The sequence below is a fragment of the Telluria sp. ZB4P34 genome (assembly GCF_059686055.1).
In genome coordinates this window covers 466,163-491,788 of the sequence record NZ_JCASIF010000001.1, presented here as the reverse complement: position 1 = coordinate 491,788, position 25,626 = coordinate 466,163, and the positions used below count along the sequence as shown (strand labels likewise).

Below are 25,626 nucleotides of genomic sequence, written 5' to 3'. Positions count from 1 at the left end.
ATCAGGCGGCGGCCAGGCCTTCGAGCTGCTCCTGCAGTTCCAGCCATTCGGATTCGAGCTGCTCCAGGTCGCGCACGGCAAAGGCCTGGTCGGCCACGAGAAGCTTGAGCTTGTCCTTGTTTTCTGCCTCGTAGATGCTCGGCTCCAGCAGCCGTGCGTCGATCTCGGCCTTCTTTGCGTTCAGCTTGGCCATCTGTTCTTCCAGGCGTTTGACGCGGTTTTCAAGCGGCTTGCGCAGCGCCGCGACGCGCTGGCGCTCTTCCGCTTCGAGGCGCTTCTGTTCCTTGCGGTCGGCCGGCGCCAGCGCCGGAGCCGCTGCCCTGGACGCGTTCGCGGGCGTCGGCAGGGGCAGGGACACCGTGCCCTTGCCCAGCTTGGTCTGGAACAGCCATTCCTTGTAGTCGTCGAGGTCGCCGTCAAAGGGCTGCAGCTTGCCGTCCGCGACGATGATGAACTCGTCGGTAGTAGCGCGCAGCAGGTGGCGGTCGTGCGACACCAGCACCACGGTCCCCTCGAACTGCGCCAGCGCCATCGTCAGCGCCTCGCGGGTTTCCAGGTCCAGGTGGTTGGTCGGTTCGTCCAGCAGCAGCAGGTTCGGGCGCTGCCAGACGATCAGGGCCAGGGCCAGGCGCGCTTTTTCTCCGCCGGAGAAGGGCGCGATCGGGCTGCTCACCATCTCGCCCGGGAAGTTGAAGCTGCCGAGGAAGTTGCGCAGCTCCTGCTCGCGGACGTTCGGCGCGATCTTCAAGAGGTGCCACAGGGGCGACTCGTCGTGGCGCAGCATCTCGACCTGGTGCTGGGCAAAGTAGCCGATCGACAGGCCCTTGCCCAGGGTGGCCTTGCCCTCCAGGGGCATCAGTTCGCCGGCCACGGTCTTGATGAGCGTCGATTTACCGGCGCCGTTCACGCCCAGCAGGCCGATGCGCTGGCCGATCTGCAGCGAGAAGTTGACCCGCTTGACGATCGCCTTGCCGCCGACCTTGTCGCCATGCTCGTCCAGCAAGGGGTAGCCGGCATCGACATTGTCCAGCACCAGCAGCGGATTCGGGGCGGACAGCGGCTCGCGGAATTCAAAAGAGAATTCGGCGGCCGCGCGCAGCGGCGCCAGTTCTTCCATCTTGGCCAGCGCCTTCATGCGGCTCTGGGCCTGGCGCGCTTTGGTGGCCTTGGCCTTGAAGCGGTCGACGAAGGACTGCAGGTGGGCGCGCGTGCGCTGCTGCTTTTCGAACGCGGCGGCGGCCAGCACCAAGTGCGCGGCGCGCTGGCGCTCGAAGGCGCTGTAGTTGCCCGAGTAGCGCTTCAGCGCGCGCTCGTCGATGTGCACGACGACGTTCACGATCTCGTCGAGGAAGTCGCGGTCGTGCGAGATGATGATCAGGGTGCCCGGGTAGCGCTTCAGCCAGTCTTCCAGCCAGATGATCGCGTCCAGGTCCAGGTGGTTGGTCGGCTCATCCAGCAGGAGTAAATCGGAAGGGCACATCAGGGCCTGCGCCAGGTTCAGACGCATGCGCCAGCCGCCCGAGAAGCTGGCCACCGGCTGCTGCATCTGCTCCAGCGAGAAGCCCAGGCCCAGCAGCAGTTGCTCGCCGCGCGACTGGACCGTGTAGGCGTCCGCGTCCGCCAGCAGGCTGTGGATCTCGCCCAGGCGCATGCCGTGGTCGCCCGCGTCGGGATGCGCTTCCAGCTCAATGAGCTCGGCCTGCAGGCGGCGCAGGTTGACGTCGCCGTCGATCGCGTAGTCCAGCGCCGGGCGGTCCAGGGCCGGAGTCTCCTGCGCCACGTAGGCCATGCGCCACCTGGCGGGGAAGTCGATGGCGCCCTGGTCCGGGTGCAATTCGCCACGAAGCATGGCGAACAGGCTCGATTTGCCGGCGCCGTTGGCGCCGATCAGGCCGATCTTGTCGCCCGGGTTGAGGGTGAGGTCGGCGCTATCTAGCAGCGGCTTGGTGCCGCGCATCAGGCTGACGTTCTGGAAGCGGATCATTGCAAGTTTCTGGGTTCATGTAGGGTGGTCGGCCATGCCGACCGCGCGTCCAGCCGCATCATGCGCAGCCACGGTGCATCCGGGAGTTGAACGCGCGGTCGGCGAAGCCGACCACCCTACGAAAATCTATAAAAGCGATTACCGGGCCTGCAACTGCTCGGCAGTCAGCAGGAACACCGCATCGTCACCGGCGCTGGTCGTGAGCCAGGTCAGCCCGAGATGGCCGAACGCGGCTTCGGCGTAATCACGCTCGTTGCCGATCTCGACCACGAGAATACCTTCCGGCGTCAGGCGCTCGGCGGCGCCTTCCACGATCTTGCGCACCAGGTCCATGCCGTCCTCGCCGCCGGCCAGGGCGATCTGCGGTTCGCGCAGGTATTCCGGCGGCAGCTTGCCCATCGAGACGCTGTTCACGTAAGGCGGATTGGTGACGATCAGGTCGTAGCGCTTGAAGGGCACGTTCTCGTACAGGTCCGATGCGATCGGGTTGACGCGGCCTTCCAGCTTGTATTCGCGGATGTTGTGCTCGGCCACGGCCAGCGCGTCCTTCGAGATGTCCACCGCGTCGATCACGGCGTTCGGGAAGACGTCGGCCATCATGATCGCCAGGCAGCCGCTGCCGGTGCACAGTTCCAGCACGTTTTCGACAAGCTCCGTGTCCTGCACCCAGGGGCTGAAGGTCTGCGGGATCAGCTCGGCGATGAAGGAACGCGGCACCAGCACGCGCTCGTCCACGTAGAAGCGGTACTCGCCCAGCCAGGCTTCCCTGGTGATGTAGGCGGCCGGCACGCGCTCGCTCACGCGGCGCTCGATGACTTCCATCACCTGGATCACTTCGTCCGGCAGCAGCCTGGCGTCCAGGAAGGGATCGAGGCGGTCCAGCGGCAGCTTGAGGGTGTGCAGGACCAGGTAGGCGGCTTCGTCGAAGGCCTCGGCGCTGCCGTGGCCGAAGAACAGCTTGGCGCCGTTGAAGCGGGTGATCGCATAGCGCAGCAGGTCGCGCGGGGTGCTGAAAGTGGTGGTGGTCATGGCCTTCTCCCGGTTTCTATTGCTCGTTATTGCTCGTTACTGCGCCAGCAGCTGTTCCAGCGTGCGGCGGTAGATGTTCTTGAGGGGATCGATGTAGCGCAGCTCGATGTGTTCGTCGATCTTGTGGATGCTGGCGTTCGGAGGCCCGAATTCTATCACCTGCGGGCAGATGCGGGCGATGAAGCGGCCGTCCGAGGTGCCGCCGGTGGTCGACAGCTCGGCCTGCACGCCCAGTTCCTCTTGGATGGCATCGCACAGAGTGTCCGAGAGCAGGCCCCTGGGCGTCAGGAAGGGCTGCCCTGATAAGGTCCACTGCAGCTCGTAGTCCAGGCCGTGGCGGTCGAGGATGGCGTGCACCCGCGCTTCCAGGCCGTCGGCGGTGCTGGCAGTAGAGAAGCGGAAGTTGAAGTCGACCGTTACGTGGCCCGGGATCACGTTGGTGGCGCCGGTGCCGGAGTGGATGTTCGAGACCTGCCAGCTGGTCGGCGCATAGTACTCGTTGCCTTCGTCCCAGGCCTCGAGCGCCAGCTCGGCCAGCGCCGGCGCGGCCTGGTGGATCGGATTGCGCGCCAGGTGCGGGTAGGCGATGTGGCCCTGGATGCCCTTGATCACCAGGTGGCCCGACAGCGAGCCGCGGCGGCCGTTCTTGATGGTGTCGCCCAGTACGTGGCTTGACGTCGGTTCGCCCACCAGGCAATAGTCGAGGGTCTCGCCGCGTTCTTCCAGCTTCTCGCACACGACGACGGTGCCGTCGGTGGCCGGGCCTTCCTCGTCGCTGGTGATGAGGAAAGCGATCGAACCTCGATGGTCGGGATGGGCGGCGATGAATTCCTCGCAGGCGACCACCATGGCGGCGATCGAGGTCTTCATGTCGGAGGCGCCGCGGCCGTACAGCTTGCCGTCCCTGCGGGTCGGCACGAAAGGCGCGGACTCCCACTGGTGCTCTGGGCCGGCCGGCACCACGTCGGTATGGCCGGCAAACACGAACACCGGCGCCGTCAATCCCTTGCGCGCCCACAGGTTGGTGACGCCGTTCGCAGCGATGGTCTCGCAATGGAAGCCCAGCGGGGCGAGCAGCTCGATCAGGCGCTGCTGGCAGCCCTTGTCGTGCGGGGTGACGGAATCGAGGGCGATCAGTTCCTCGGTCAGCAGGAGGGTGCGCGAGGGCTTCATGCCGCCTGGCCCGGCTGCGCCTTGAACCTGGCCTCGTACATATCGGGCGAGAAGCCGACCGATACCGGGCCGACACCGGCAAGCACCGGACGCTTGATGACGGACGGGTTCTCCAGCATCAGCGCCAGCGCGCCAGCCTTGTCGACCACCTGCGCCTTGCGCTCGTCCGGGAGATTGCGCCAGGTCGTGCCCTTGCGGTTGACCAGGGTTTCCCAGTCGAGCTGATCGAGCCAGCCGGCCACCAGTTCGCGCGACAGGCCCTGTTTCTTGAAGTCGTGGAACGTAAAGTCGTGGCCGTTATCAAGCAGCCAGGTGCGGGCTTTCTTGACGGTGTCGCAGTTGGGGATGCCGTAGAGGGTGATGGTCATGGTGCGTCGATCCTTGCGCCCGCGCGAACGTGCAGGCTGATGGTATTTTGGAAAGGCGGCAAGGATAGCACGGCACGCCCCCTCGGGATTCTACACAGGGGCGTTTTTCCGCAGCGGACGAATGGACGACCGGGGCCTTGCCCGGGTGAAGCTCAGCTCAGGGTGAACTCGGTAAACGACGCCCCCGGCGGTTCGGCGCCAGGTTTTTTCTGCTCATCCTCAGGCTGGGCCTGGCTGTCCGGCCCATTGTTGAGCAGCCAGAGCAGGTTGGTGGCCGAGTCGGCATTGGCCAGCGCTTCTTCCTGCGTCACCAGCCCATCCTTGACCAGCTTGAGCAGCGCGGTCTCGAACGACTGCGAGCCCGGCGACAGACTCTTGTCTATCGCATCCTTGATCTGGCCGATGTCGCCCTTTTCGATCAGGTCGGCGATGTAGCGGGTGTTCAGCATCACCTCGACGGCGGCCTGGCGCTGGCCGCCAGCGCTCGACTTGACCAGGCGCTGCGACACGATCGCCTTCACTGCCGAGGACAAATCCTGCAGCAGGGCGGCGCGGTTCTCGATCGGGTAGAAGCTGATGATGCGGTTCAGGGCGTTGTAGCTGTTGTTGGCATGCAGGGTGGCCAGTACCAGGTGGCCGGACTGGGCGTAGGCCAGCGCCGCCGCCATGGCTTCCTTGTCGCGGATCTCGCCGATCAGGATGCAGTCCGGCGCCTGGCGCATCGAGTTGCGCAGGGCGGTGCCGAAGCTGGTGGCGTCGCTGCCGATCTCGCGCTGGTTGACGATCGATTTCTTGTTCTTGAACAGGTATTCGATCGGGTCTTCCAGCGTCAGGATGTGACCGGTGCGGTGTTCGTTGCGGTGGTCGAGCATCGATGCGATCGTGGTCGACTTGCCGGAGCCGGTGGCGCCCACGATCAGGAGCAGGCCGCGCTTTTCCATGATCAGCTCGGACAGCACGGGCGGCAGGCCCAGTTCGCCGATCGGCGGGATATTCGCCGGCACGAAGCGGAACACGGCCGAGATCGAGCCGCGCTGGCGGAAGGCTGACAGGCGGAAGCGCCCCAGGTTGGGCACGGAAATGCCCATGTTGAGTTCGTTTTCGCGCTCCAGCTCGGTCATCTGCTCGGGCGTCGCGATCTCGGACAAGAGCATCCGGATGTTCTCTGGCTCGAGCTTGTTCTGGTTAATCGGGATCAGGTTCCCGTTGATCTTGATGTGGACCGGCGAGTTGGCCGCAAAGAACATGTCAGACGCGTTCTTTTCCTTCATCAACTGGAACAGGCGTTCCATCATCATGTTCGTTTTCCTTTGCTTCGCCGTATTCTTGCACTGAGGTGATTCTAACCCAAGCGCCCGGGTGTGCAATGGGAGAAGGCTTCAAGGAAGGCGCTGCGCGCTGCGCCAGTCCGCCAGGGCCTGCCTGCCGCTGCCCAGCGTGGCCAGCAGGCGGACGCCGGCGATGGGCGCCAGGTCGCGCACGCCCGTCCCGCCGGCCCACAGCGCGCTTCCCTCGGGCAGGGCCTGGCGCAGTTGCAGCAATGCCGGGCCGAGCTGGCGGCGCGGATAGGCGGCCGAGAAGGACAGGGCCACGATGTCGCAGGACTGCGCCGCCGCGGCGCGCACGATGTTCGAGGCCGGCGTTTCGGTGCCCAGCGGCAGGCAGGCCGCGCCGTCCAGGGCCAGCAGCGCTTCCACCATCGCCAGTCCCAGGCCATGGGTTTCGCCGGGCAGGCTGGTGAGCAGGATGCGTGGCGCGCGGCCGGCGGCCGGCAAGGCGGCGCTTGCGTGGCGCAGGACGCGGCCGAGCGCCTCGGTGCAGAAATGTTCGTCGTGGATGTCGAAGTCGCCGTCTTCCCAGCGCGCGCCGACCGCCGCGGTGAGCGGCGCGGCGAGGCCCTCGACGAAGCGTTCCAGCCCGAGGCGGGCGAGATGGTGCTGCAGGGCGTGCGGGAAGCCCGCCGGATCCTGCTTGACCAGGGCCAGCAGGGTGTCGATGGCCTGCACCTCGCCGCCAGTCGCGGCATTGGGGTGCGCGCCACATCCGGCGTCCTGGCGCTGCGCCAGCCGCGCCAGCTCGTTCATGGGCAGCGCGGCCAGGCGCCCGGGGCGCAAGCCCTGGTCCATCAGGCGTTTCATCAGGCGCAGGCGCTCCACCTGCTCGGCCGGGTAGCAGCGCTCGCCGTTGCCGTCGCGTTCGGGCGCGGGAAAACCGTAGCGTTTTTCCCATGCGCGCAGCACGTCTTTCGATAGCCGCGTTTCGCGTTCGACGGCGGAAATGCCGAGGTTTGCCGGTGTCATGGCGCGCATCTCGGCTTGGATCAGCCCGGCCGCCCAGGGGCCATGTCGCCCGCGTCCGCGGAAGCCGGCAACAGGCCCTCGCAGCCTCCGCGGATGGCGACCAGCAGGCGCTCCAGGTCGCGGTCCAGGCGCCGGTCTTCGTCGATGAACGGCACCAGCTGTCCGAGCCGCTCCAGCGCCGCGCGCAGTCCCGCGCCGAGCTGCGCGGGCGGCCCGTCGGGATGGCGCAGCGCGCAGGCCTGGCGCGTGGCGATCAGGAGCGCGGCCGCGACCTGTTCCGTGAGCGCGAGCACGCGCAGGCAGTCGCGCGCCGCGATCGTCCCCATGCTCACCTTGTCCTGGTTGTGGCATTCGGTCGAGCGCGAGAATACCGAGGCCGGCATGGTCAGCTTCAGGGCCTCGGCGGTCCAGGCGGACACGCTGATCTGCAGCGCCTTCAGGCCGTGGTTCACGGCGGCGCGCGCGCCCTGCGCGCCACGCAGGTTGGGCGGCAGGCCGTTGTTGTAGCGCGCATCGACCAGCAGGGCCATCTGGCGGTCGAGCAGGTCGGCGATGTTGGCGACCGCGTTCTTCATGGCGTCCATGGCGAAGGCCATGTGCCCGCCGTAGAAGTGGCCGCCATGCAGCACGCGGCCATTGTCGACGTCGACCAGCGGATTGTCATTGGCGCTGTTGAGTTCCAGCGCGACGTGGCTGCGCATCCAGGGCAGGGCGTCGGCCAGCACGCCGATCACGTGCGGCGCGCAGCGGATCGAATAGCGGTCCTGCAGGCGCGGGCTGTTGCGCAGCTGCTCGCCGGGCCGATACGCCAGGTCGTCCGCGATCCATGCCGCGACCTGGCCCATGCCCGGATACGGCTTGGCGGCGAACAGCGTGTCGTCGAAATGGTAGCCGTTGCTTTCCAGCGCCAGCGCGGACAGCGCCGTGATGCGGCTGGCCAGGCGCACCAGATTGTCGGCGCGGTCAAGGGCCAGGCAGGCCAGGCCGGTCATGGCGGCGGTGCCGTTCATCAGCGCCAGCCCTTCCTTCGGGCGCAGGCGGATCGGCTGCAGGCCGGCGGCGTCGAGCGCCGCGCCGGCGGCGACCGGCCCGTGCTCGCCCCAGACCTCGCGTTCGCCGCACAGCACCGCCGCGACGTAGGACAGCGGGGTCAGGTCGCCGCTGGCGCCGACCGAGCCCTCGGACGGGATCACCGGCAGCACGTCGTGTTCGAGCAGGGCGGCCAGCGCCCGCAGCAGGCCCGTGCTCACACCGGACTGTCCCCGGCACAGGGAAGCCAGGCGCACCGCCAGGATCGCGCGGGTTTCTTCGCGGCTGAACGGGACGCCCAGGCCGCAGCCGTGGTAGGTGAACAGCCGGTGCGGCAGTTCCGCCACCAGCTCGGGCGGGATCACGGTGTCGCAGGAGTCGCCGTAGCCGGTCGTGACCCCGTAGATGACGCCGTCCTCGCGCAGGATACGGTCGAGCAGCTCGGCGCCGGCCGCGATCCGGGCCGTGAAGCGCGGGTCGTCCGACAGCACAGCACGGGCGCGCCGCGCCGCCAGTGCGGCCACCTCGTGCGGCGACACGGGGCCGGCGCCGAACAGGACGGCGTGCGGGGCGCTGCCCGGCATCGCCATCCGCGATGTGTCTGTCATGTGATACTCCAGTCGGCGGCTTTACCCATGCCGGTGCAGGGCAGTTCGGCGCCGAGCGTCAGCGCCTTGGGGCGTTCCGGCGCGCTCAGGCGCCCGTCGATCCAGCTGCGCAGGCTCGCCGCCAGACCGGGGTCGGCGCCAGCGTCGGGGTGCGGAACGATGAAGGCCTTGAGGCGCTCGCCTTCGTCGGGGCGCATCAGGCGCACGGCGGCGTCCAGCACCTGCGGGTGCTCCAGCAGCGTGGCGCGTACGCGCGAGGGAAACACGTTCACGCCGCCCACCTGCACCGCGCCGTCGCGGCGCGCGCCGACGGCGAAGCTGCGCGGACCGCTCCAGGCCAGCGCATCCTGCGCCCGCAGCGCTTCGCTGCCGCCGGCCGGCAGCATCCGGCGTACGAGCGCCTCGTCCTGCGGGTCGCGGGCGAGATAGGGCAGCAGGCGGTAATCCTCGAGCTGCGAGCTGCGCCAGCCCAGGCCGCCGGTTTCGGAGGCGCCGTAGATCTGGAACAGGCGCGCCAGCCCACAGCGGGTGGCGGCCTCGCTGACCGAATCCGGGCAAGGGGCGGTTGAACTGACGCCGACGACGTCTTCCGGGAAGGTCGACCCGCCGGCGGTGGCGGCCTGCCAGAACTGCGGGTGGCCGACCACCAGGTCGCCCGGCTGCGCCAGGTGCGCCAGCTGCGAAGGCAGGCGCGTGCGGACGGCCACGACGGCCTCCGGCGCCAGGCCCAGGTAGCGCGGCAGCAGCTGGGAAAACAGGAAACCGTAGATGTGGTGGCTGGGGACGGCCACGAGCAGGCGCCGCCGTCCGGGGAACAGGGTGGCGAGCGCTTGCGCCTCCTGCTCCAGTTTGTCCAGGACATGGAGGCAGCGCTTAGGCTGCCCGGTGCTGCCCGAGGTGCTGAACAGCAGCTCGCTGTCGCGGTGCTGCAGGGCCGCGCCGGCGATGTCGACCCAGGCGCCGAGCGTACGGCGCGCCAGCAGGTAGTCCTCGATGCCGCTGTGGTGCATCTGCAGCGCCGCGGCAAGGGCGCCGGCCACGTGCAGGAACTCGAGCGAATCGAGGCCGAGCTCGTGCTGCAGGGACAGGCCTTCGGTCCAGCCTGCCGGGGAGACGAGGGCATCGTGGCGCAGCGCCCCCAGCTCGCAGGACAGCAGGTCGGCGACGAAGCGCAGCAGGGCAGGCCGCGCCGCCCACCACGGCGCCGGGCGCGGGTCGTGTGCGTGCATCGGCTTACAGGCGCTTGACGAAGATCCAGAAGGTGCCGTCGCTGATCGCCTTCTTCATGTGGATCTTCACCTTGGTCGGGTTCATCTTGTAATCGAACACATATTCGAACATGGTGTTCAGGGTGTTGGTGCGCACGCCTGCGTCGAAGATGCCCTTGAAGCGCGGCGTATTCGTGCACGGCGCCACATCGCGGAAGAAGTTGCTGCCGATGACCGCGCTGGCCTGGCGGCCGGTGATCTGCGCTTCCGCTTCGTTATAGCGCAGGATCTTGCCGTCTGCATCGAGCTGGATGGCGCCGAAGGCCAGCTCATCGATCTGCTTGGGTGACAAGCTCGACAGTTTGTTGTCGATGTCGTCTTTGCCGAAGGCAATCACGTTCAGGGTGGCGGTCATGCGGTTCCTCTGGAAAGTTAAGTGGTTTTGTCTAGGACAAAACGAACTATACATTACCGTACGGAAATAATTCAGCACCTACGGCAAACCTTTTCAAATTTGTCTAGGACAATTGCGGTTCGGAAACATCCGGATATTGGAAGTTTCTCGCTAGCGGAGGCGGGACAACGCGTGGGGAAGGCCGATACGGAACCGATGGGAAGCCGGCCACCCGCGTGGCCGGCCCAGGGGCGCAGGCGCGCCCGGCGAATCAGTCGCCGCGCAGCAGTTCGTTGATGCCGGTCTTGGCGCGGGTCTGGGCGTCCACGCGCTTGACGATCACGGCGCAGTACAGGCTGTACTTGCCGTCGGCGGACGGCAGGCTGCCCGACACCACCACCGAACCGCTCGGCACGCGGCCGTAGCTGATCTCGCCGGTGGCGCGGTCGTAGATCCTGGTCGACTGGCCGATGTACACGCCCATCGAGATCACCGAGTTCTCCTCGACGATCACGCCTTCGACGATTTCCGAGCGGGCGCCGATGAAGCAGTTGTCTTCGATGATGGTCGGGTTGGCCTGCATCGGTTCCAGCACGCCGCCGATGCCGACGCCGCCCGACAGGTGCACGTTCTTGCCGATCTGGGCGCAGGAGCCGACGGTGGCCCAGGTGTCGACCATCGCGCCCTCGTCGACGTAGGCGCCGATGTTGACGTAGGACGGCATCAGGACCACGTTCCTGCCGATGTAGCTGCCGCGGCGGGCCACGGCTGGCGGCACCACGCGGAAACCGCCTTTGGCGAAGTCTTCCTGGGTGTAGTCGGCGAACTTGGTCGGCACCTTGTCGTAGAACTGCGGGCTCCCGCCGAGGGCTCCGCCGCCGCCCATGACCACGTTGTTCTCGAGACGGAAGGACAGCAGCACGGCTTTCTTGATCCATTGGTTCACGACCCAGCTGCCGCTGTCCTTCTGCGCCACGCGCAGGGTACCGGCATCCAGGCCGGCGAGCACGTGGGCGACCGCGTCGCGCACTTCGCTGCTGGCGTTGGACGGGCTGATCTCCGCGCGCTGTTCCCACGCGGTGTCGATGATGTTCTGGAGTTGTTGGGTCATGGGATTCTCTCGTTATGGATTCGTTGGTGCTGCCGCTTTCAGCTGCTTGCAGAACTCGATGATGCGGTTGGCGGCCTCGAGTCCTTCGTCGACGCCGGCAACCAGCGCCATGCGGATGCGGTCGCGGCCCGGGTTGAGGCCGTGCGCTTCGCGTGCAAGATAACTGCCTGGCAAAACCGTCACATTATATTCGGCGTACAGGCGGCGTGCGAAGTCGGTGTCCGACAGGCCGGTGCGGCGCACGTCGGCCCACAGGTAGAAACCGGCGTCGGGCAGCTCGACGTCCATCACTTCCCGCAAGAGCGGGGTGATGAGCTGGAACTTCTCCCGGTACAGCGCGCGATTGTCCTGCACGTGCTGTTCGTCGCTCCACGCCGCCACCGATGCGGCCTGCACGGGCGGCGACATGGCGCCGCCAGAGTAGGTGCGGTAGAGCAGGAATTTCCTCAAGAGCTGCGGGTCGCCCGCCACGAAGCCCGAGCGCATGCCCGGCACGTTCGAACGCTTCGACAGGCTCGAGAACACGACCAGGTTCGGGTAGGGGCGGTCGCCGCCACTGCGGCCGAGCTGGTGGGCCGCTTCGAGGGCGCCCAGCGGCGGGGTCGCGCCCAAGTAGATCTCGGAATAGCATTCGTCGGCGGCGATCGCGAAGCCGTGGCGGTCGGACAGCGCGAACAGCGCCTTCCAGTCCTCGAGCGTGAGCACGGCGCCGGTCGGGTTCCCCGGCGAGCAGACGTAGAGCAGCTGCACGCGCGCCCATACCGCGGCGGGCACGCTGCCGTAGTCGGGCGCGAAGTTGCGGCCGGGCTCGGAGTTCACATAGTAGGGCGTGGCGCCGCTCAGGTAGGCCGCGCCCTCGTAGATCTGGTAGAAGGGGTTGGGGCTCATCACCAGCGCCGCGCCGCGCGATGCATCGACCACGCACTGGGCAAAGGCAAACAAGGCCTCGCGCGAGCCGTTCACCGGCAGCACCATGGTGGCCGGGTCGACCGCCGGGATGCCGTAGCGGCGCTCCAGCCAGCCGGCGATGGCGCCGCGCAGGGCTTCGCCGCCGAGGGTGCTGGGATACACCGCCAGGCCCGTCATCGCATGGTTCAGGGCTTTTTCGATGAAGGCCGGCGTGGGGTGCTTCGGTTCGCCGATGCCCAGGCTGATCGGGCCGTAGGCCGGGTTCGGGGTGATGCCGCTGAACAGCTGGCGCAGCTGCTCGAAGGGGTAGGGGTGGAGCTGGTCGAGATGTGGATTCACGTCGGTACCGATGGGTGCGCTTTGGATGTTCAGGCAATTATAGCCCCAGCGCGCCGGAACGATGGGCGGCCGCCGCGCCTTTGCGGCCGCTCAGGCCAGGGCTTCCTTGGCCGCTTCTTCCGGGGTCAAGCCGTCGTAGAACTGGTCGGTGAACCATTCCACCTGTTCTTCGATATGGTCTTGCGCCTGCTTCACGGTGGCCCCGCCCGCCACCAGGAACCCTTCCACTTCGATGCACCACTGGATCAGGGCCAGGGTTTCTTCGTCCAGCTCTTCTTTCTTTGCCATGTCTTTCCTTATCTGCTGCGATGTCGTCCGAGGATGTCGGATCGAAGGATTCTACCGCAGCCGATGCCGCCGGCGCCCGGCGGCGCTAGATCAGCCCGAGCGTCAGTGCCTTGAGGGTCGCCGCCGCCCGCGTGGAACAGCCGAGTTTACGGAAGATGCTTTCCACATGGGTGCGCACGGTCGACGGGCTGATCTGCAGTTCGCGCGCCGCTTCCTTGTTGCTTTCGCCCAGGCTGATCCGGCGCAGCACGGCGGCTTCGCGATCCGACAGCAGTTTCCTGCCCTCCGCGCCCACTACCGCCGGCTTGGGCGCGCTGCCGCCGGCGGCCGCGATCACGGCATGCACCGCGGCGGTGTCGAAGCGGCCGGCGGCGCCGTCCTCGCACAGGATGCGCGTTGCCTCCTGCGCCGGCAAGGCCGCACGCCAGGGGCGCGGCATGCACAAGGCGGCATAGGCGGCGGCTGCGGCCAGCAGGCGCTGCGGCTGGCCCAGCTGGGAGGCCTCGAGGTCACGAAAATAGCCGCTGCCATCCAAGCGTTCGTAGACCTGCGAGGCCAGCAGCGCTTCCGCGCGCATCGACGGCACCTGCGTGCCTGCGCGCGCGGTCCAGTAGGGCGCCAGCCGCACCTGTTCCCAGTCCGCCGGGCCGAGCTTGCCGGCGCGCTGCCACACGGCGTTGGGCACCGCCGCGCGGCCGATGCCGTGGATGAGGGCGGCACGCGCGAGACACGCCTGCTGTGCTTCGGGCAGGCCCGCCTGGGCGGCCGCGCGTTCGGCCAGGCCGGCCACGCTGCGCGAATAGCCGAGCAGCCAGGGCAGTTTCAGCTCGATCATGTCGGCCACGAGCGTCAAGGGAACCTGCTGCGACATGAGCTGGGCGTCGGGCGGGCAGGGCGCGACGTCGGCCTGGTCAAGCCAGTGCCGGGCATGCAGTAACAGCTTGGGCACCAGGTCGGCGGGGTACTTGCGTCCGGCCAGTGTGCCGATCACGCGCAGCGCTTCGTCGATGCCATGGGCGCGCGTGAGCACCACCAGGTCGCCGGCCAGGTTGGCGTGGTACACCACCGGCGGGATGTGCGGCGCCTGCAGGCGCTCCGGCATGCCGCCGCCATCGTAGTGTTCCCAGACCCGGCGCAGGCCGAGCTGCACTTCGCTGCCCAGGCCGAGGGTGTCGGCGATGGCGCCCGACACTTCGCAGTGGATGCGTGCGAGCGGCGCGACGCTGGCGAAGTCCTTGCGCTGCTCGGGCGGCAGGGTGTGGGTGATCAGGGCGTCGCGGGAGGCGACGTCGTCGCCCATCAGCACCGAGAAGCCGGCTGCATTGGCCGTGCATCCGGACCAGCGCAGCATCGTCACCAGGCGGGCATGTTCGCAGCCGCGGGCGTCGGCGCCGTCGGCCAGCGCCAGGCGCTCGGCCACGTGGGCCGAGCGGATCGACTGGTCAGTGGGCTGGCCCATGCTGAGGTCGCCGACCATGGCCAACAGCTGGACCGCTTCCTCGACGGTAACGCTGTGTTTTTCTTGCATCCCGGAACTTTACAGCATGTGCCTCGCCTTGACGAGTTCAGCCGCCCGTTCTCCGATGACGACGCAGGGCGCCATGGTGTTGCCGGTGGTAATGCGCGGCATGATCGAAGCATCGGCGACACGCAGGCCCTCGACGCCATAGACCTGCAGGTCGCTGTTGACCACCGCCATGTCGTCCCGTCCCATCTTGGCGGTGCAAGACTGGTGCCAATAGGTGACGGCGCCGTTGCGCAGGTACTGTTCCATGGCTTCTCGCCCCAGCTTGCCCGGCATGCTCTCTCCCTTGACCAGCCCGGCGAAGGCGCCGGCATTGCCCAGGTCGCGGCACATCTGCACGCTGGCCAGCGCAGCCGCCAGGTCGTCCGGGTCGGACAGGGTGTTGGCGCGGATGATCATCGGGTCATCCGGACCTGCACCGGAGAGCAGCAGTTCGCCGCGGCTCTTCGGATGCGCCAGGCCGGCGAACATGGTCCAGCCGTGTTCGGGCACGCCGTGCTGTGCATTCTCCGCGCTCGGCACCGGGAACTCGACCTGGCAGTGCAGCATGTCGGGCGCGTCCAGGCTCGGGTCGCTCTTCCAGTACAGGGTCGCCTCGGAACCGCCGTTGCCGACCTGCTGCGGTTTGGCGTATTCCCAGATGCAGCCGAAGGACACGTGGTCCTGGTGGTTCTGGCCGACGCCGGGCAGGTGCTGCACGACGTCGATGCCATGCCGTTCCAGTTCGCGCCGCGGCCCGATCCCGGACTGCATCAGGACCTTCGGTGTATTCACCGCGCCCAGCGACAGGATGACTTCGCCCGTGGCGCCGAACCAGACGCGGCGGCCGTCGAGGATCACGTCCACGCCGGTGACGCGCTTGCCTTCGAAGGTCAGCCGGGCGACCTGCGCATGGGTGAGCACGGTGAGGTTCGGCTGGGCCATGCGCGGATAGGTGTACGAACGGAACACCGACAGGCGCTTGCCGTCGCGGATGCGCAGGTCGTTGATCGCGGCCCCGCCGTCGCCTTCCATCATCGCGCCGTTCGGGCTGTCGAAGGTGGGAATGCCGAGCGAGCGGGCCGCATCCAGCATCAGGGTGGCGGTCGGCTGGGGATGACTGGCCGGCGCCACGTAGACCGGGCCCCCCTGTCCACGGCGTTCCGGATCGGCCGGGCCGTGCCAGTCCTCGATGCGGCGGTAGATCTTCAGCACCGATTCGTAGTTCCAGGCTTCGTCGCCGGCCTCGGCGGCGAAATGGTTCCAGTCGCTGCGGTGCCCGCGCGCCCAGACCATCACGTTGATGCTGGAGCCGCCGCCCAGGACCTTGCCCATGCTCATCGGGATTGCGCGGCCGTTCAGGTGTGGGTTCGGCGTTGCCATGAACCCCCAGTCGCGCTCCGAGCCGAGGTTGAGCGGCCATTGGGCCGGTTCGATCACGCTGGCGACCTCATCGTCGCCGCCGGCTTCCAGCAGGAGCACGCGCACGTCCGGGTTCTCGGCGAGCCGGCCCGCGACGACGGAGCCCGAGGAGCCGGCGCCGCAGACGATGAAGTCGTAATGGGTTCTCAGGGTGCAGTACTGGGTGGCCTGGTTGGCGCGGACCGCCTCCGCAAATGCCTTGTCGTTCGGTTCAGCAGGTGTCATCGTGATATGTTCGGTAAGAATGGATGCTGGGCGCTTGGGCAGCGCCACCGTCATGGAAGTCAGCAGGATGGACCGAGGCCACGGCGGCAGCTGCCACCATGGCCCCACGGCGCCTGGACTTACTTGGTCGCGGCAACGGCCTCGAGGATCACCTTGGCGACTTCCGCGGGGCGCGATTGCTGGGGCACGTGGCTGGCCGGCAGCGCGGTGATGCGGGCGCCGATCTTGCCGGCCATTGCCTGCTGCAGGCCGGGGTCGATCATGCGGTCCCTGGTCGCCACGATGAACCACGAGGGCTTGGTCTTCCAGGCCGCGCCGGAGACCTTCTCGCCGAAGGCCCTGGCCTGGATCGGCCCCTGGGTCGCCGTCATGACGGCGGCCTGGGCGCGCGGCACGTCCTGGGCGAAGTCTTCACGCATGGCCGCTTCGGGCAGGCTCAGGAAACCCTCCGTGTCGGCGACGAAGCGCTTGCTGCCGGGTGCGGCCGGGTAGCCTTCGCCGGTCTCGGCGGTCGACTTGCCCGCGTCCGGCGCGAATGCGGCGACGTAGACCAGGCTGCCGACCTTCTCGTGCTGGCCGGCCTCGGTGATCACGGTGCCGCCCCAGGAGTGGCCGACCAGCACCACCTTGCCGGGCTGGCTCCCGATCGCCCGGCGCGCCGCGGCGGCGTCGTCGGCCAGCGAGGTCAGGGGATTCTGCACGGCGGTGACCTTGACGCCCTTGGCCTGCAGCAGCGGGATCACCTTGGCCCAGTCGGAGCCGTCGGCGAAGGCGCCGTGGACGATGACGACCGATGGCTTGGCGCCGGCTTCGAGCGGGGCGGCATGGGCGCCGGTGGCAGCCAGGATGGCGGCGGCGGCAAGGGTGCGCAGGGATTGTTTAACACTGGTCATGGTGATCTCCTCGGGTGTGGTGGGCAAGTGAGACCAGTGTAGGGATCGGCCGGGATGGCCGGTATCGGTCGATTGACCGATGGGGGCTTATTCCCCCAGGTACTGGGCCTGGGTGTCGCGCCAGGCGCTCGGGTTGACGCCGGACCATTCGCGAAACGCGTGGGTGAACGCGCTCTGCTCCTGGTAGCCGAGCAGGAAGGCGATGTCGACGAGGCCCAGGTCGCGCTGGCGCAGGTAGCCGCGCGCCAGTTCGTAGCGCACGCCGTCGAGCACTTCCTGGAAGCTGGCGCCGGCGTCGGCGAGCTTGCGCTGTAGCGTGCGCGGCGACATGCCGAGTTGCGCTGCCAGGATCGGCAGCCGCGCCGCGCCTTGCGGGAGCTCGCGGATTACGGCGGCGCGCACCTGCGCCAGGATGCCGTCGCCCGCGGCGCGGCGCTCGCCCAGCAGGCGCTCGGCGTGCTGGCGCAGTACCGGATACAGGCTCGGGTCCGCGTTCGGCACCGGCGCGGCGAGCAGGGCGGCGTCGAAGCGCGCCTCGTTGTCCGGCGCCCCGAACTGCGGCGCGATGCCGAGCACGCGCACGTATTCGTCGAGGGGCGCGTCGCTGCCGTGCACGAAGGCGATGCGGCGCGGACCGAGCGGCCGCCCGGCCAGCCAGCTGCCGAACACGCGGATGCCCGCATATACGCTTTCCACCAGGTGGCGCGAAGCGGCGGGATAGTGGCTGGTCCAGCCGTACAGCGCCTCCGCGCCCTCTACCCCCAGCCGGGTGCGGCCGAGGTCGTGGGCCAGCTGTTCGTAGCGCTGGGTCTGGGCCAGCACCTGGCCGAAATCGCGGCAGGCCATCAGCACCAGGCCGTACACCGAGAAGGTGCCGGGGCGTACCCGTTCGCCCACGTGCAGGCCGAAGTGCGGGTCGCCGCCCAGGCGCGCACCGGCGTCCAGCAGCGCGATGTAGTCGCGCGCCGCCAGGGTATCGGCGCCGAGCGCGGCGCGCGACACGCCGGCCGCCTGCGCCAGCCGGGCAGCGTCGATGCCCTGCGCCGCCGCCGTGTCGAGGACCGGCTGCAGGTAGGCGCCGGTTACCCGGCCGCCGTCCGGCGGGGCGGATGGCGCAATGGAGCAAGGCTGTGTCATGAAAGCGCAAGACGCGAGGGCGATGGACCTTTAGGCTGGCAGCATTAATAATGGCTGGCGGCAACGGCAAGTATAAGGGGAAACGGGGATGCGGCGATGGAACGGCTGGGGGGACGACGCGGTCGACGTGGCGCTGGGCGAGGAAGCGCGCGCCTTCCTGCGCGAACGCCTGGGCGAGGGCACCCCGCCCCGTGACGCCGGCTTCGACGCGCTCTGCGCCGGCCTGCCGCCGGGGCGCCTGCCGGCGCATCCGCTGGTCGACGCCAGCCCGCAGGCCAGGCTCCTGCATGCGCTCGGCCAGAGCCTGCCCGACTGGCTGCGGCTGCGCTACGGCCGGGTCCACGCCGCGCCCGACGCCGTGGCCTACCCTGAAAGCGCGGAACAGGTGCGTGCGCTGCTGTCGTATGCGGCGCAGCACGGCGCCGCCGTGATCCCCTACGGCGGCGGCACCAGCGTGGCCGGCCACCTGGGCGTCCAGGATGCGTCGCGCCCCGTGCTGACGGTGGACATGGGCCGCATGCGCGCGCTGGTCGCGCTCGACCGCGAGGCCCAGCTGGCCACCTTCGAAGCGGGCGTGTCCGGGCCTGACCTGGAAGCCCAGCTGCGCGCACACGGCTACACCCTCGGCCACTTCCCGCAATCCTTCGAGTACTCGACGCTGGGCGGCTGGGTGGTCACCCGTTCCTCGGGCCAGCAGTCATTGCGCTACGGGCGCATCGAGAACCTGTTCGCGGGCGGGCGTGTCGAGACGCCGGCCGGCGCCCTCGAGATTCCAACCTTTCCCGCGTCGAGCGCCGGCATCGACCTGCGCGAAATGGTGCTCGGCTCCGAAGGCCGGCTCGGCATCCTGACCCACGCCACCGTGCGCATCAGCCGGCTGCCGCACCACGAAGCCTTCCACGCCGTGTTCTTCCCGGGCTGGGAGGCGGCTTTGAGGTCGGTGCGCGAGCTGGCCCAGGCGCGCCTGCCGCTATCGATGCTGCGCCTGTCGAACGCGGTCGAAACGAGGACGGTCCTGACGCTTGCCGGCCATGCGAGGCTGGTGCGCCTGCTGGAAGGCTGGCTGGCGCTGCGTTCCTGCAGCGACGGCAAATGCATGCTGATGATCGGCGCTACCGGCCCCAGGGCGCAGGCGCTGCCGGCCCTGCGCGCGGCGCTGCGCCTGGTGCGCCGCCATGGCGGCGTGTATGCCGGGCGCGCGCTCGGCGAGCGCTGGCGCCGCAACCGCTTCCGGAGCGTCTACCTGCGCAATAGCGCCTGGGCGCACGGCTACGCGATCGACACGGTCGAGACGGCGCTCGACTGGCCACGCGTGACGGGAGCGATGGAGGCCATCGAGCGCGCCGCCGCGCAAGCCCTGCAGGCCTGGGGCGAACGGGTGCACGCCTACACCCACCTGTCGCACCTGTATCCGCAGGGCGCGAGCGTGTATTCCACCTTCGTGTTCCGCCTGGCGGGCGACTTCGAGACCGACCTGATGCGCTGGCGCGTCCTGAAGGACCGCGTGTCGGAGGCCATTGTCGCCGCCGGCGGCACCATCAGCCACCAGCACGGGGTCGGGGTCGACCACGCACCCTGGCTGGTGCATGAAAAAGGCGCGCTGGGACTCGGGGCGATGGCGGCCCTGTTCCGCCATGTCGACCCCGACGGGCGCATGAACCCCGGCAAGCTGGTGGCGCCATGAAGGAAGGCCGATGGGACCTCCTGGTGATCGGCGGCGGCATCACCGGGGCCGGCATCCTGCTGGAAGCCGCGCGGCGCGGGCTCAAGGCGCTGCTGGTCGAGCAGCGCGATTTCGCCTGGGGCACCTCGAGCCGCTCATCGAAACTGGTGCACGGCGGCCTGCGCTACCTTGCCGAGGGACAGCTGCGCCTGACGCGCGAATCGGTGCGCGAACGCGAAGCCTTGCTGCGCGATGCGCCCGGACTGGTCGAGCCGCAGGGCTTCGCCTTCCCGGACTATGGCGGACGCCGGGCGAAGCGGCGCAGTTTCCTGGCGGGACTGGCCGTGTACGACCTGCTGGCCGGGCGGCATCGCATTGGGCCTGATTCCCACTGGCTCGATGCCGATCGCTTCCACATGCTGGCGCCGAACATCCGGCGCGAAGGGCTGCTCGGGGGCATCCGCTACCTGGACGCAAAGACCGACGATGCGCGCCTGGTGCTGCGGGTGCTCGACGAAGCTGCGCGCCATGGCGGGCAGGCGCGCAACTACGTGGCCGTGACGTCGCTGCGCCGCGAGGACGGCCAGGTGACGGGCGCGCTGCTGCAAGACGCGCGCAGCGGAAAAACCGAAGACATTGCGGCGCGGGTGGTGGTGAACGCCACTGGCGCCTGGGCCGGCGGCATCGAAGGACAGGGGACCCAGGGCCGGGCGCCGCGCCTGCGCCCGCTGCGCGGCAGCCACCTGGTGCTGCCGGCCTGGCGCCTGCCGCTGGCGCAGGCGGTCAGCCTGATGCATCCGCTCGACGGCCGGCCGGTGTTCGCCTTCCCGTGGGAGGGCGTGACGCTGGTCGGCACGACCGACGTCGACCATGCCGGCGGCCTGGCGCGCGAGCCGCGCATCACGCGCGCCGAGTTCGACTACCTGATGGCGGCGCTGCGGGCGCAGTTTCCCCAGCTGGGCTTGCAGGACGGCGACGTGCTGGCCACCTATGCCGGCGTGCGCCCCGTGCTCGACGGCGGCAGCCGGGGTGCGCCGTCGAAGGAGACGCGCGCCCACCTGGTATGGGACGAACCGGGCCTGGTCGCCGTCACCGGCGGCAAGCTGACCACTTTCCGCGCCATCGCCCTCGACACGCTGCGCCACGTGGCGCGCCAGCTGCCCGACTGGCATGCGGACCTGGCGCCGCGGCAGGTGTTCGCACCGCAGGCCGTGCCGCAGGGGCCGCGCGGCGCGCGCAACACCGCGCCGGCCGTGCTGGGGCGCCTGGCGGGCCGTCACGGCCGCCATGCGCAGGCCCTGGTCGACGCCGCCCAAGCGGGCGAACTGGACACCATTCCCGGCACGCTCACACCCTGGGCCGAGCTGCGCTGGGCGGCGCGCAGCGAAGCCGTGCAGCGCCTGGAAGACCTGCTGCTGCGCCGCACCCGCCTCGGCATCCAGCTGCGTGGCGGCGGCGTCGCCCAGATGGCGCGCATCCGCAGCATCTGCCAGCCGGAACTCGGCTGGAGCGACGCGCGCTGGGAGACCGAGCAGGAAGCCTACCTGGCGCTGTGCGCATCCTGCCACGGCATTCCCGACCACCAAGAGTCCACCCATGCAACATCCCTCCCATGATCCCCTGATCCTCGCCATCGACAACGGCACCCAGAGCGTGCGCGCGCTGCTGTTCGACTTGCGCGGCGAGATCGTCGCCAAAGCCCAGGTGCCGCTGAACTACGCCAGCGAACACCCCGGCTGGTCCGAACACGAGCCCGAAGGCTTCTGGCAGGCGCTGTGCCAGGCCTGCGGCAAGCTGTGGGCGCAGCCGGGCGCCGACCGTGCGCGCATCGCCGGCGTGGCAGTGACGACCCAGCGCGGCACCGTCGTCAACGTCGACCGCGAGGGCAGGGCCCTGCGCCCCGCCATCACCTGGATGGACCAGCGCAGGACCGAGGCGGTGCCGCCGATCGGCCCGCTGTGGCGCACCGCCTTCCGGCTGGCGCGGGTGCACGGCACCATCGACTACTTCCGCGGCGAGGCCGAGATCAACTGGATCCGCGCGCACCAGCCCGAGGTCTGGCAGGCGACCCACAAGTTCCTGCTGCTGTCGGGCTACCTGAACTGGCGCCTGTGCGGCCGCTTCATGGATTCGTCCGGGTGCCAGGTGGCCTACCTGCCGTTCGACTACCGCCGGCGCCGCTGGGCCGGCCGGCGCGACTGGAAATGGCAGGCGCTGGCGGTGGAGCCGCGCATGCTGCCCGAGCTGGTCGAGCCGGGCGGGCGCATGGGCCATATTTGCGCCGCGGCGGCCCGCGAGACCGGCATTCCGGAGGGCTTGCCGCTGCTGGCCGCCGCCGCCGACAAGGCCTGCGAGGTGATCGGGGCCGGCTGCAGCGCGCCCCACGTGGGCTGCCTGAGCTACGGCACCACCGCCACCATCAACACCACCACCACGCGCTACGTCGAGGTGACGCCATTCGTACCGCCGTATCCCGCGGCGATTCCGGGCGCCTACAGCACGGAAGTCCAGGTGTTCCGCGGCTACTGGATGGTCAGCTGGTTCAAGGAGCAGTTCGGCCACCACGAGCAGTCGCGCGCCCTGCTGGAAGACGTGGCGCCGGAGCGCCTGTTCGACGAGCTGGCCAATGCCGTGCCGCCCGGCGCAATGGGCCTGATGCTGCAGCCCTACTGGACGCCGGGCATCCGGGTGCCGGGGCGCGAGGCCAAGGGCGCGATCATCGGCTTCGGCGACGTGCACACCCGCGCCCACGTGTACCGGGCCATCCTGGAGGGCCTGGCCTATGCGCTGCGCGAGGGTAAGGAGCGCATCGAGCGGCGCGGCGGGGTACGCGTCACGGAGCTGCGGGTGTCCGGCGGCGGCTCGCAGAGCGACGCGGCGATGCAGCTCACGGCCGACATCTTCGGCCTGCCGACCTCTCGCCCGCATGTGTACGAGACTTCCGGGCTGGGCGCGGCGATCGACGCCGCGGTCGGACTGGGCTTGTACCCGGATTTCGGCACGGCCATCGCGGCCATGACGCGGGTAGGGCGGGTGTTCGAGCCGATCGCGGCGAACCGGGCCGTCTACGACCGGCTGTACCGCGAGGTCTACCTGAAGATGTACCGCCGGCTGCAGCCGATGTACCGCGACATCGCGCGCATCACCGGCTATCCGGCTGGCGCCTGAGCCGGCCGGTGCAGCGTCAGCGGGCGCATGCCCGCTGCATGGTTTCCCACGCATGCCCCCCTTCGACCGCCAGCGACCGGTTGCGCCCGGCCGCCTTGGCGTCGTACATGGCGCGGTCGGCGGTGAGGAACAGGGAACGGAGGTCGTCGAACGGAGTCGGATGGAAGGTGGCGGCGCCGATGCTGACGGTCACGTAGTCGGAGGTCGTGGAGCCGGGGTTGGACACGCGCAGGGCCTCGATCCCGGCGCGGATGGATTCGGCAACCCTTGCTGCGCCCGCATGGGGAGTGTCCGGCAGCAGCAGCACGAATTCCTCGCCGCCGTAACGCGCCGCGAGGTCGGTCGCGCGCAGCGCATGCGCCTCCAGCGCGGCTGCCACCGACCGCAGGCACTCGTCGCCCGCGGCATGGCCGAGCAGGTCGTTGAACAGCTTGAAATGGTCGACGTCCAGCACCAGCAGCGACAGGGGCCGCGCAGTGCGGATGGCGCGCTGCCATTCCCGTTCGAGGCAGGCGTCGAACTGGCGGCGGTTGGCGATCGCGGTCAGCGGGTCGACCAGGGCGGCGCGCTGCAGCGCGGTCTCGGACTGCTTGTGGTGGGTGATGTCGTGCAGCAGGGCGACGTACAGCTGCTCCCCCGAGGCCATCGGCGACAGGCTCAGGTCCATCGCGCGCAGGCTGCCGTCGGGCCGCTGCACCAGCACCTCGCGGGTGCCGCGGCAGCGCGCCAGGCTGGTCTCGTCGCGGCGGTCGAAGTAGGCCGCATAATCGTTCGCGGCAGGTTCGGCCAACAGGCCCGCCAACGGACGCCCGGCCAGCTCGGTTTCCGAGTAGCCCAGGCAGCGTTCGGTGGCCGGGTTGGCGTACTGGATGCGTCCGTCGGGCCCGACCAGCATCAATCCTTCTTCCATGCCCTCGACGATCATGCGCAGGCGGCGCGTCTGGCGCATCTGCTGCTGGCTGCTGGACTGCATCTGCAGCTGGGCGCGCACGCGAGCCTGGACTTCCGGCAGGCGCACCGGCTTGGAAATGTAGTCGACGGCGCCATGGTCGAAGCCGGACACCACGTCGTCGGTCGCGGTGCAGGCGCTGACGAAGATGACGGGAATGCCGGTCGTTTCCGGATGGGCCTTGAGGCGGCGGCAGGTTTCGAAGCCGTCCAGGCCCGGCATCATGACGTCGAGCAGGATCAGGTCGGGCTGGATGCGCTGCGCCAGTTCGAGGGCGCGCGCGCCGGAATTGGCGATGAAGGTCAGGTAGCCCTGGGTGCGCAGCATCGCATCGAGCATCTCGAGGCTGTCGGGAGCATCGTCGACGATGAGGATCGTGGCTTGCCGGGTAGGCACGCTGATCGCTGGAGAGGCAAGATTCATGAAGTCGCTTAGTTGCCGTAAAGTAATACTGCCGGGATCATACTCCCTTCGGCGCGACTTGTGTCTAAAATGTTGCCTTGCATCCACTTATGATGCCGAAAATGCAAAACCGCCGGGCTGGCCGGCGGTTCGATTCGTGCTTAGGGGACAAGGACTCAGAGCATGTCCTTGATCAGCTTGCCCAGGATGGCGATGCCTTCGCGGATGCGTTCCGGCGGCACGGTCACGAAGGACAGGCGCAGGGTGTTGGTGGCCGGCTCGTTGGCGTAGAACGGCGCGCCCGGCACGAAGGCGACGCGCGCGGCCAGCGACTGGTCCAGCAGTTTCATGGCGTCGATGCTCTGCGGCAGGGTGACCCAGATGAACATGCCGCCTTCCGGCCTGGTCCAGCTGACGCCGGCCGGGAAGTGCTCGGCCATCGCGTCCAGCATGACCTGGCACTGGTCGCCGTACAGCTTGCGGATGGTCGGGATGTGCTGGTCGAGGAAGCCGTCCTTCACCACTTCGTGCACCACCATCTGGGTCAGTTGGGCGGTGTGCAGGTCGGCGGCCTGCTTGGCCAGCTCGAGGCGGCGCACCAGCGGCAGCGGGGCGCACACGTAGCCGAGGCGGATGCCCGGGGTCAGCACCTTCGAGAAGGAACCCATGTAGATGACGCCGTCCGGGTTCATCGCGACCATTTTCGGCATCGGTTCGCCAGTGTAGCTCAGGGTGCCGTAGGGATCGTCCTCGATCAGCGGCAGCTTGAACCGGGCGCAGGTTTCCACCAGTTCCTGGCGGCGCTCGATGGACAGCGAGCGGCCGGTCGGGTTCTGGAAGTTCGGCAGCGCGTACAGCAGGCGCGCGCCGTCGGCGACGCCGGCGATCGAGGACGGCACCAGGCCGTGGTCGTCCGTGTCGACCGACTTGAATTCAGGACGGTAGACCGAGAATGCCTGCAGCGCGCCCAGGTAGCTCGGGGTCTCGACCAGCACGCGGCTGCCTTCGTCGATCAGAACCTTGCCCAGCAGGTCGAGCGCCTGCTGCGAGCCGGAGGTCATCAGGATCTGTTCCGGCAGGATGCGGCTGCCTTCCGTGGAAAGAGAATTCGCGATCCATTCGCGCAGCGGGCCGTAGCCGTCGGTCGGGCCGTACTGCAGCGCGACCTTGCCGGCGTCGGTCAGGACCTTGTCGTACGCTTCCTTCATGCGCTCGACCGGGAAGGTGGCGGGCGAAGGCAGGCCGCCGGCGAAGGAGATGATCTCCGGACGCTGGGTGATCTTCAGGATCTCGCGGATGAACGAGCTTTGCAGCTGCTGCGCGCGCTCCGAAAACTGCCACTGGATGGGGTTTGGATTCTCGATTTTCATACTTGGCTCTCTAGGGACGGACCGCACGGGTAGTGCCGGACATTATAAAGCAGCCGGGTAGGCGGCTTCAGGGAAGGCCGGGCCGGATAGGCCCAGCCCGCTCGCGCCTCACAAGCCCCCCAGTGCTGCGTTGCATTCGTCTCGCCGTACTGG

The 25,626-nt window shown here is 68.7% G+C and carries 21 protein-coding genes; 3 read left to right on the top strand and 18 right to left on the bottom strand.

All coding sequences use genetic code 11. The annotated features are described in order from the left end of the window. Position 1: 1 nt before the first annotated feature. The 16 genes from AC56KL_RS02155 to AC56KL_RS02080 form a co-directional block, all read right to left on the bottom strand. Complete coding sequence (locus tag AC56KL_RS02155; RefSeq protein ID WP_497178495.1) at positions 2–1,984, bottom strand: ATP-binding cassette domain-containing protein; 1,983 nt, start codon at positions 1,982–1,984, stop codon at positions 2–4. Between the two features lie 138 nt (positions 1,985–2,122). Further along, positions 2,123–3,013 (bottom strand): 50S ribosomal protein L3 N(5)-glutamine methyltransferase, encoded by an 891-nt coding sequence (gene prmB, locus AC56KL_RS02150; RefSeq protein ID WP_497178494.1) that lies wholly within the window; start codon positions 3,011–3,013, stop codon positions 2,123–2,125. Positions 3,014–3,049: 36 nt separating this feature from the next. Further along, positions 3,050–4,186, bottom strand: a complete 1,137-nt coding sequence (gene dapE, locus AC56KL_RS02145) for a succinyl-diaminopimelate desuccinylase (protein ID WP_497178493.1) — start codon at positions 4,184–4,186, stop codon at positions 3,050–3,052. Next, entirely contained in the window at positions 4,183–4,554 is a 372-nt protein-coding gene (locus AC56KL_RS02140) for an ArsC family reductase (RefSeq protein ID WP_497178492.1), read from the bottom strand. Before AC56KL_RS02140 ends, dapE begins: the two co-directional genes overlap by 4 nt. A 152-nt stretch (positions 4,555–4,706) precedes the next feature. Continuing rightward, positions 4,707–5,852 (bottom strand): PilT/PilU family type 4a pilus ATPase, encoded by a 1,146-nt coding sequence (locus tag AC56KL_RS02135; RefSeq protein ID WP_497178491.1) that lies wholly within the window; start codon positions 5,850–5,852, stop codon positions 4,707–4,709. An 81-nt stretch (positions 5,853–5,933) separates the two neighbouring features. Beyond that, positions 5,934–6,854, bottom strand: coding sequence for a MerR family transcriptional regulator (locus AC56KL_RS02130; protein ID WP_497178490.1), 921 nt, complete (start codon positions 6,852–6,854; stop codon positions 5,934–5,936). Positions 6,855–6,874: 20 nt separating this feature from the next. Further along, positions 6,875–8,491 carry an HAL/PAL/TAL family ammonia-lyase gene (locus tag AC56KL_RS02125; RefSeq protein ID WP_497178489.1) on the bottom strand — a complete coding sequence of 539 codons (1,617 nt, stop codon included), beginning with the start codon at positions 8,489–8,491 and terminating at the stop codon, positions 6,875–6,877. Then, positions 8,488–9,720: an AMP-binding protein gene (locus tag AC56KL_RS02120; RefSeq protein WP_497178488.1), complete on the bottom strand. Its 1,233-nt coding sequence runs from the start codon at positions 9,718–9,720 to the stop codon at positions 8,488–8,490. Before AC56KL_RS02120 ends, AC56KL_RS02125 begins: the two co-directional genes overlap by 4 nt. Before the next feature lie 4 nt (positions 9,721–9,724). After that, a complete protein-coding gene (pyp, locus tag AC56KL_RS02115) occupies positions 9,725–10,114 on the bottom strand; it encodes a photoactive yellow protein (RefSeq protein WP_497178487.1) in 390 nt (129 codons plus the stop codon). Positions 10,115–10,364: 250 nt separating this feature from the next. Then, positions 10,365–11,204 (bottom strand): 2,3,4,5-tetrahydropyridine-2,6-dicarboxylate N-succinyltransferase, encoded by an 840-nt coding sequence (dapD, locus tag AC56KL_RS02110; RefSeq protein ID WP_497178486.1) that lies wholly within the window; start codon positions 11,202–11,204, stop codon positions 10,365–10,367. 12 nt (positions 11,205–11,216) lie between these two features. Continuing rightward, on the bottom strand, positions 11,217–12,452 hold the full coding sequence (gene dapC / locus AC56KL_RS02105) for a succinyldiaminopimelate transaminase (protein ID WP_497178485.1): 1,236 nt from the start codon (positions 12,450–12,452) through the stop codon (positions 11,217–11,219). A 90-nt stretch (positions 12,453–12,542) separates the two neighbouring features. Further along, complete coding sequence (locus AC56KL_RS02100) at positions 12,543–12,740, bottom strand: hypothetical protein (RefSeq protein ID WP_497178484.1); 198 nt, start codon at positions 12,738–12,740, stop codon at positions 12,543–12,545. Between the two features lie 85 nt (positions 12,741–12,825). Continuing rightward, on the bottom strand, positions 12,826–14,268 hold the full coding sequence (locus AC56KL_RS02095; RefSeq protein WP_497178483.1) for an HD domain-containing phosphohydrolase: 1,443 nt from the start codon (positions 14,266–14,268) through the stop codon (positions 12,826–12,828). A gap of 9 nt (positions 14,269–14,277) precedes the next feature. Continuing rightward, a complete protein-coding gene (locus AC56KL_RS02090; RefSeq protein WP_497178482.1) occupies positions 14,278–15,891 on the bottom strand; it encodes a GMC family oxidoreductase in 1,614 nt (537 codons plus the stop codon). 119 nt (positions 15,892–16,010) lie between these two features. Beyond that, the gene (locus AC56KL_RS02085; protein WP_497178481.1) at positions 16,011–16,784 is read right to left on the bottom strand and encodes an alpha/beta fold hydrolase; all 774 of its coding nucleotides are present in this window, start codon (positions 16,782–16,784) and stop codon (positions 16,011–16,013) included. An 87-nt stretch (positions 16,785–16,871) separates the two neighbouring features. Beyond that, entirely contained in the window at positions 16,872–17,921 is a 1,050-nt protein-coding gene (locus AC56KL_RS02080) for an AraC family transcriptional regulator (RefSeq protein WP_497178480.1), read from the bottom strand. An 88-nt stretch (positions 17,922–18,009) separates the two neighbouring features. Between AC56KL_RS02080 and AC56KL_RS02075 the strand changes: the two genes are divergently transcribed. From AC56KL_RS02075 to AC56KL_RS02065, 3 genes are read left to right on the top strand one after another with little or no spacing between them, the layout of a single operon-like run. Further along, the gene (locus AC56KL_RS02075) at positions 18,010–19,605 is read left to right on the top strand and encodes an FAD-binding oxidoreductase (protein WP_497178479.1); all 1,596 of its coding nucleotides are present in this window, start codon (positions 18,010–18,012) and stop codon (positions 19,603–19,605) included. Further along, complete coding sequence (locus AC56KL_RS02070; RefSeq protein ID WP_497178478.1) at positions 19,602–21,200, top strand: glycerol-3-phosphate dehydrogenase/oxidase; 1,599 nt, start codon at positions 19,602–19,604, stop codon at positions 21,198–21,200. The genes AC56KL_RS02075 and AC56KL_RS02070 overlap by 4 nt, the downstream gene beginning before the upstream one ends. After that, positions 21,181–22,752, top strand: coding sequence for an FGGY-family carbohydrate kinase (locus tag AC56KL_RS02065; protein ID WP_497178477.1), 1,572 nt, complete (start codon positions 21,181–21,183; stop codon positions 22,750–22,752). The genes AC56KL_RS02070 and AC56KL_RS02065 overlap by 20 nt, the downstream gene beginning before the upstream one ends. A 16-nt stretch (positions 22,753–22,768) precedes the next feature. Here AC56KL_RS02065 and AC56KL_RS02060 read toward each other — a convergent pair whose 3' ends face one another. Both AC56KL_RS02060 and AC56KL_RS02055 read right to left on the bottom strand, forming a co-directional pair. Next, the gene (locus AC56KL_RS02060) at positions 22,769–24,097 is read right to left on the bottom strand and encodes a diguanylate cyclase (protein ID WP_497178476.1); all 1,329 of its coding nucleotides are present in this window, start codon (positions 24,095–24,097) and stop codon (positions 22,769–22,771) included. A 182-nt stretch (positions 24,098–24,279) separates the two neighbouring features. Further along, positions 24,280–25,473: an aminotransferase-like domain-containing protein gene (locus AC56KL_RS02055; protein ID WP_497178475.1), complete on the bottom strand. Its 1,194-nt coding sequence runs from the start codon at positions 25,471–25,473 to the stop codon at positions 24,280–24,282. Positions 25,474–25,626: the final 153 nt, after the last annotated feature.

Excerpts from the sequence above, each read along its gene's own strand:
- dapE (WP_497178493.1), bottom strand. The coding sequence starts at position 4,186 with ATGAAGCCCTCGCGCACCCTCCTGCTGACCGAGGAACTGATCGCCCTC.
- AC56KL_RS02080 (WP_497178480.1), bottom strand. The coding sequence starts at position 17,921 with ATGACACAGCCTTGCTCCATTGCGCCATCCGCCCCGCCGGACGGCGGC.
- AC56KL_RS02130 (WP_497178490.1), bottom strand. The coding sequence starts at position 6,854 with ATGACACCGGCAAACCTCGGCATTTCCGCCGTCGAACGCGAAACGCGG.
- AC56KL_RS02120 (WP_497178488.1), bottom strand. The coding sequence starts at position 9,720 with ATGCACGCACACGACCCGCGCCCGGCGCCGTGGTGGGCGGCGCGGCCT.
- AC56KL_RS02155 (WP_497178495.1), bottom strand. The coding sequence starts at position 1,984 with ATGATCCGCTTCCAGAACGTCAGCCTGATGCGCGGCACCAAGCCGCTG.
- AC56KL_RS02090 (WP_497178482.1), bottom strand. The coding sequence starts at position 15,891 with ATGACACCTGCTGAACCGAACGACAAGGCATTTGCGGAGGCGGTCCGC.
- AC56KL_RS02065 (WP_497178477.1), top strand. The coding sequence starts at position 21,181 with ATGCAACATCCCTCCCATGATCCCCTGATCCTCGCCATCGACAACGGC.
- AC56KL_RS02075 (WP_497178479.1), top strand. The coding sequence starts at position 18,010 with ATGCGGCGATGGAACGGCTGGGGGGACGACGCGGTCGACGTGGCGCTG.
- AC56KL_RS02135 (WP_497178491.1), bottom strand. The coding sequence starts at position 5,852 with ATGATGATGGAACGCCTGTTCCAGTTGATGAAGGAAAAGAACGCGTCT.
- AC56KL_RS02100 (WP_497178484.1), bottom strand. The coding sequence starts at position 12,740 with ATGGCAAAGAAAGAAGAGCTGGACGAAGAAACCCTGGCCCTGATCCAG.
- prmB (WP_497178494.1), bottom strand. The coding sequence starts at position 3,013 with ATGACCACCACCACTTTCAGCACCCCGCGCGACCTGCTGCGCTATGCG.
- AC56KL_RS02095 (WP_497178483.1), bottom strand. The coding sequence starts at position 14,268 with ATGCAAGAAAAACACAGCGTTACCGTCGAGGAAGCGGTCCAGCTGTTG.
- AC56KL_RS02055 (WP_497178475.1), bottom strand. The coding sequence starts at position 25,473 with ATGAAAATCGAGAATCCAAACCCCATCCAGTGGCAGTTTTCGGAGCGC.
- AC56KL_RS02070 (WP_497178478.1), top strand. The coding sequence starts at position 19,602 with ATGAAGGAAGGCCGATGGGACCTCCTGGTGATCGGCGGCGGCATCACC.
- AC56KL_RS02125 (WP_497178489.1), bottom strand. The coding sequence starts at position 8,491 with ATGACAGACACATCGCGGATGGCGATGCCGGGCAGCGCCCCGCACGCC.
- dapD (WP_497178486.1), bottom strand. The coding sequence starts at position 11,204 with ATGACCCAACAACTCCAGAACATCATCGACACCGCGTGGGAACAGCGC.
- pyp (WP_497178487.1), bottom strand. The coding sequence starts at position 10,114 with ATGACCGCCACCCTGAACGTGATTGCCTTCGGCAAAGACGACATCGAC.
- AC56KL_RS02085 (WP_497178481.1), bottom strand. The coding sequence starts at position 16,784 with ATGACCAGTGTTAAACAATCCCTGCGCACCCTTGCCGCCGCCGCCATC.
- AC56KL_RS02140 (WP_497178492.1), bottom strand. The coding sequence starts at position 4,554 with ATGACCATCACCCTCTACGGCATCCCCAACTGCGACACCGTCAAGAAA.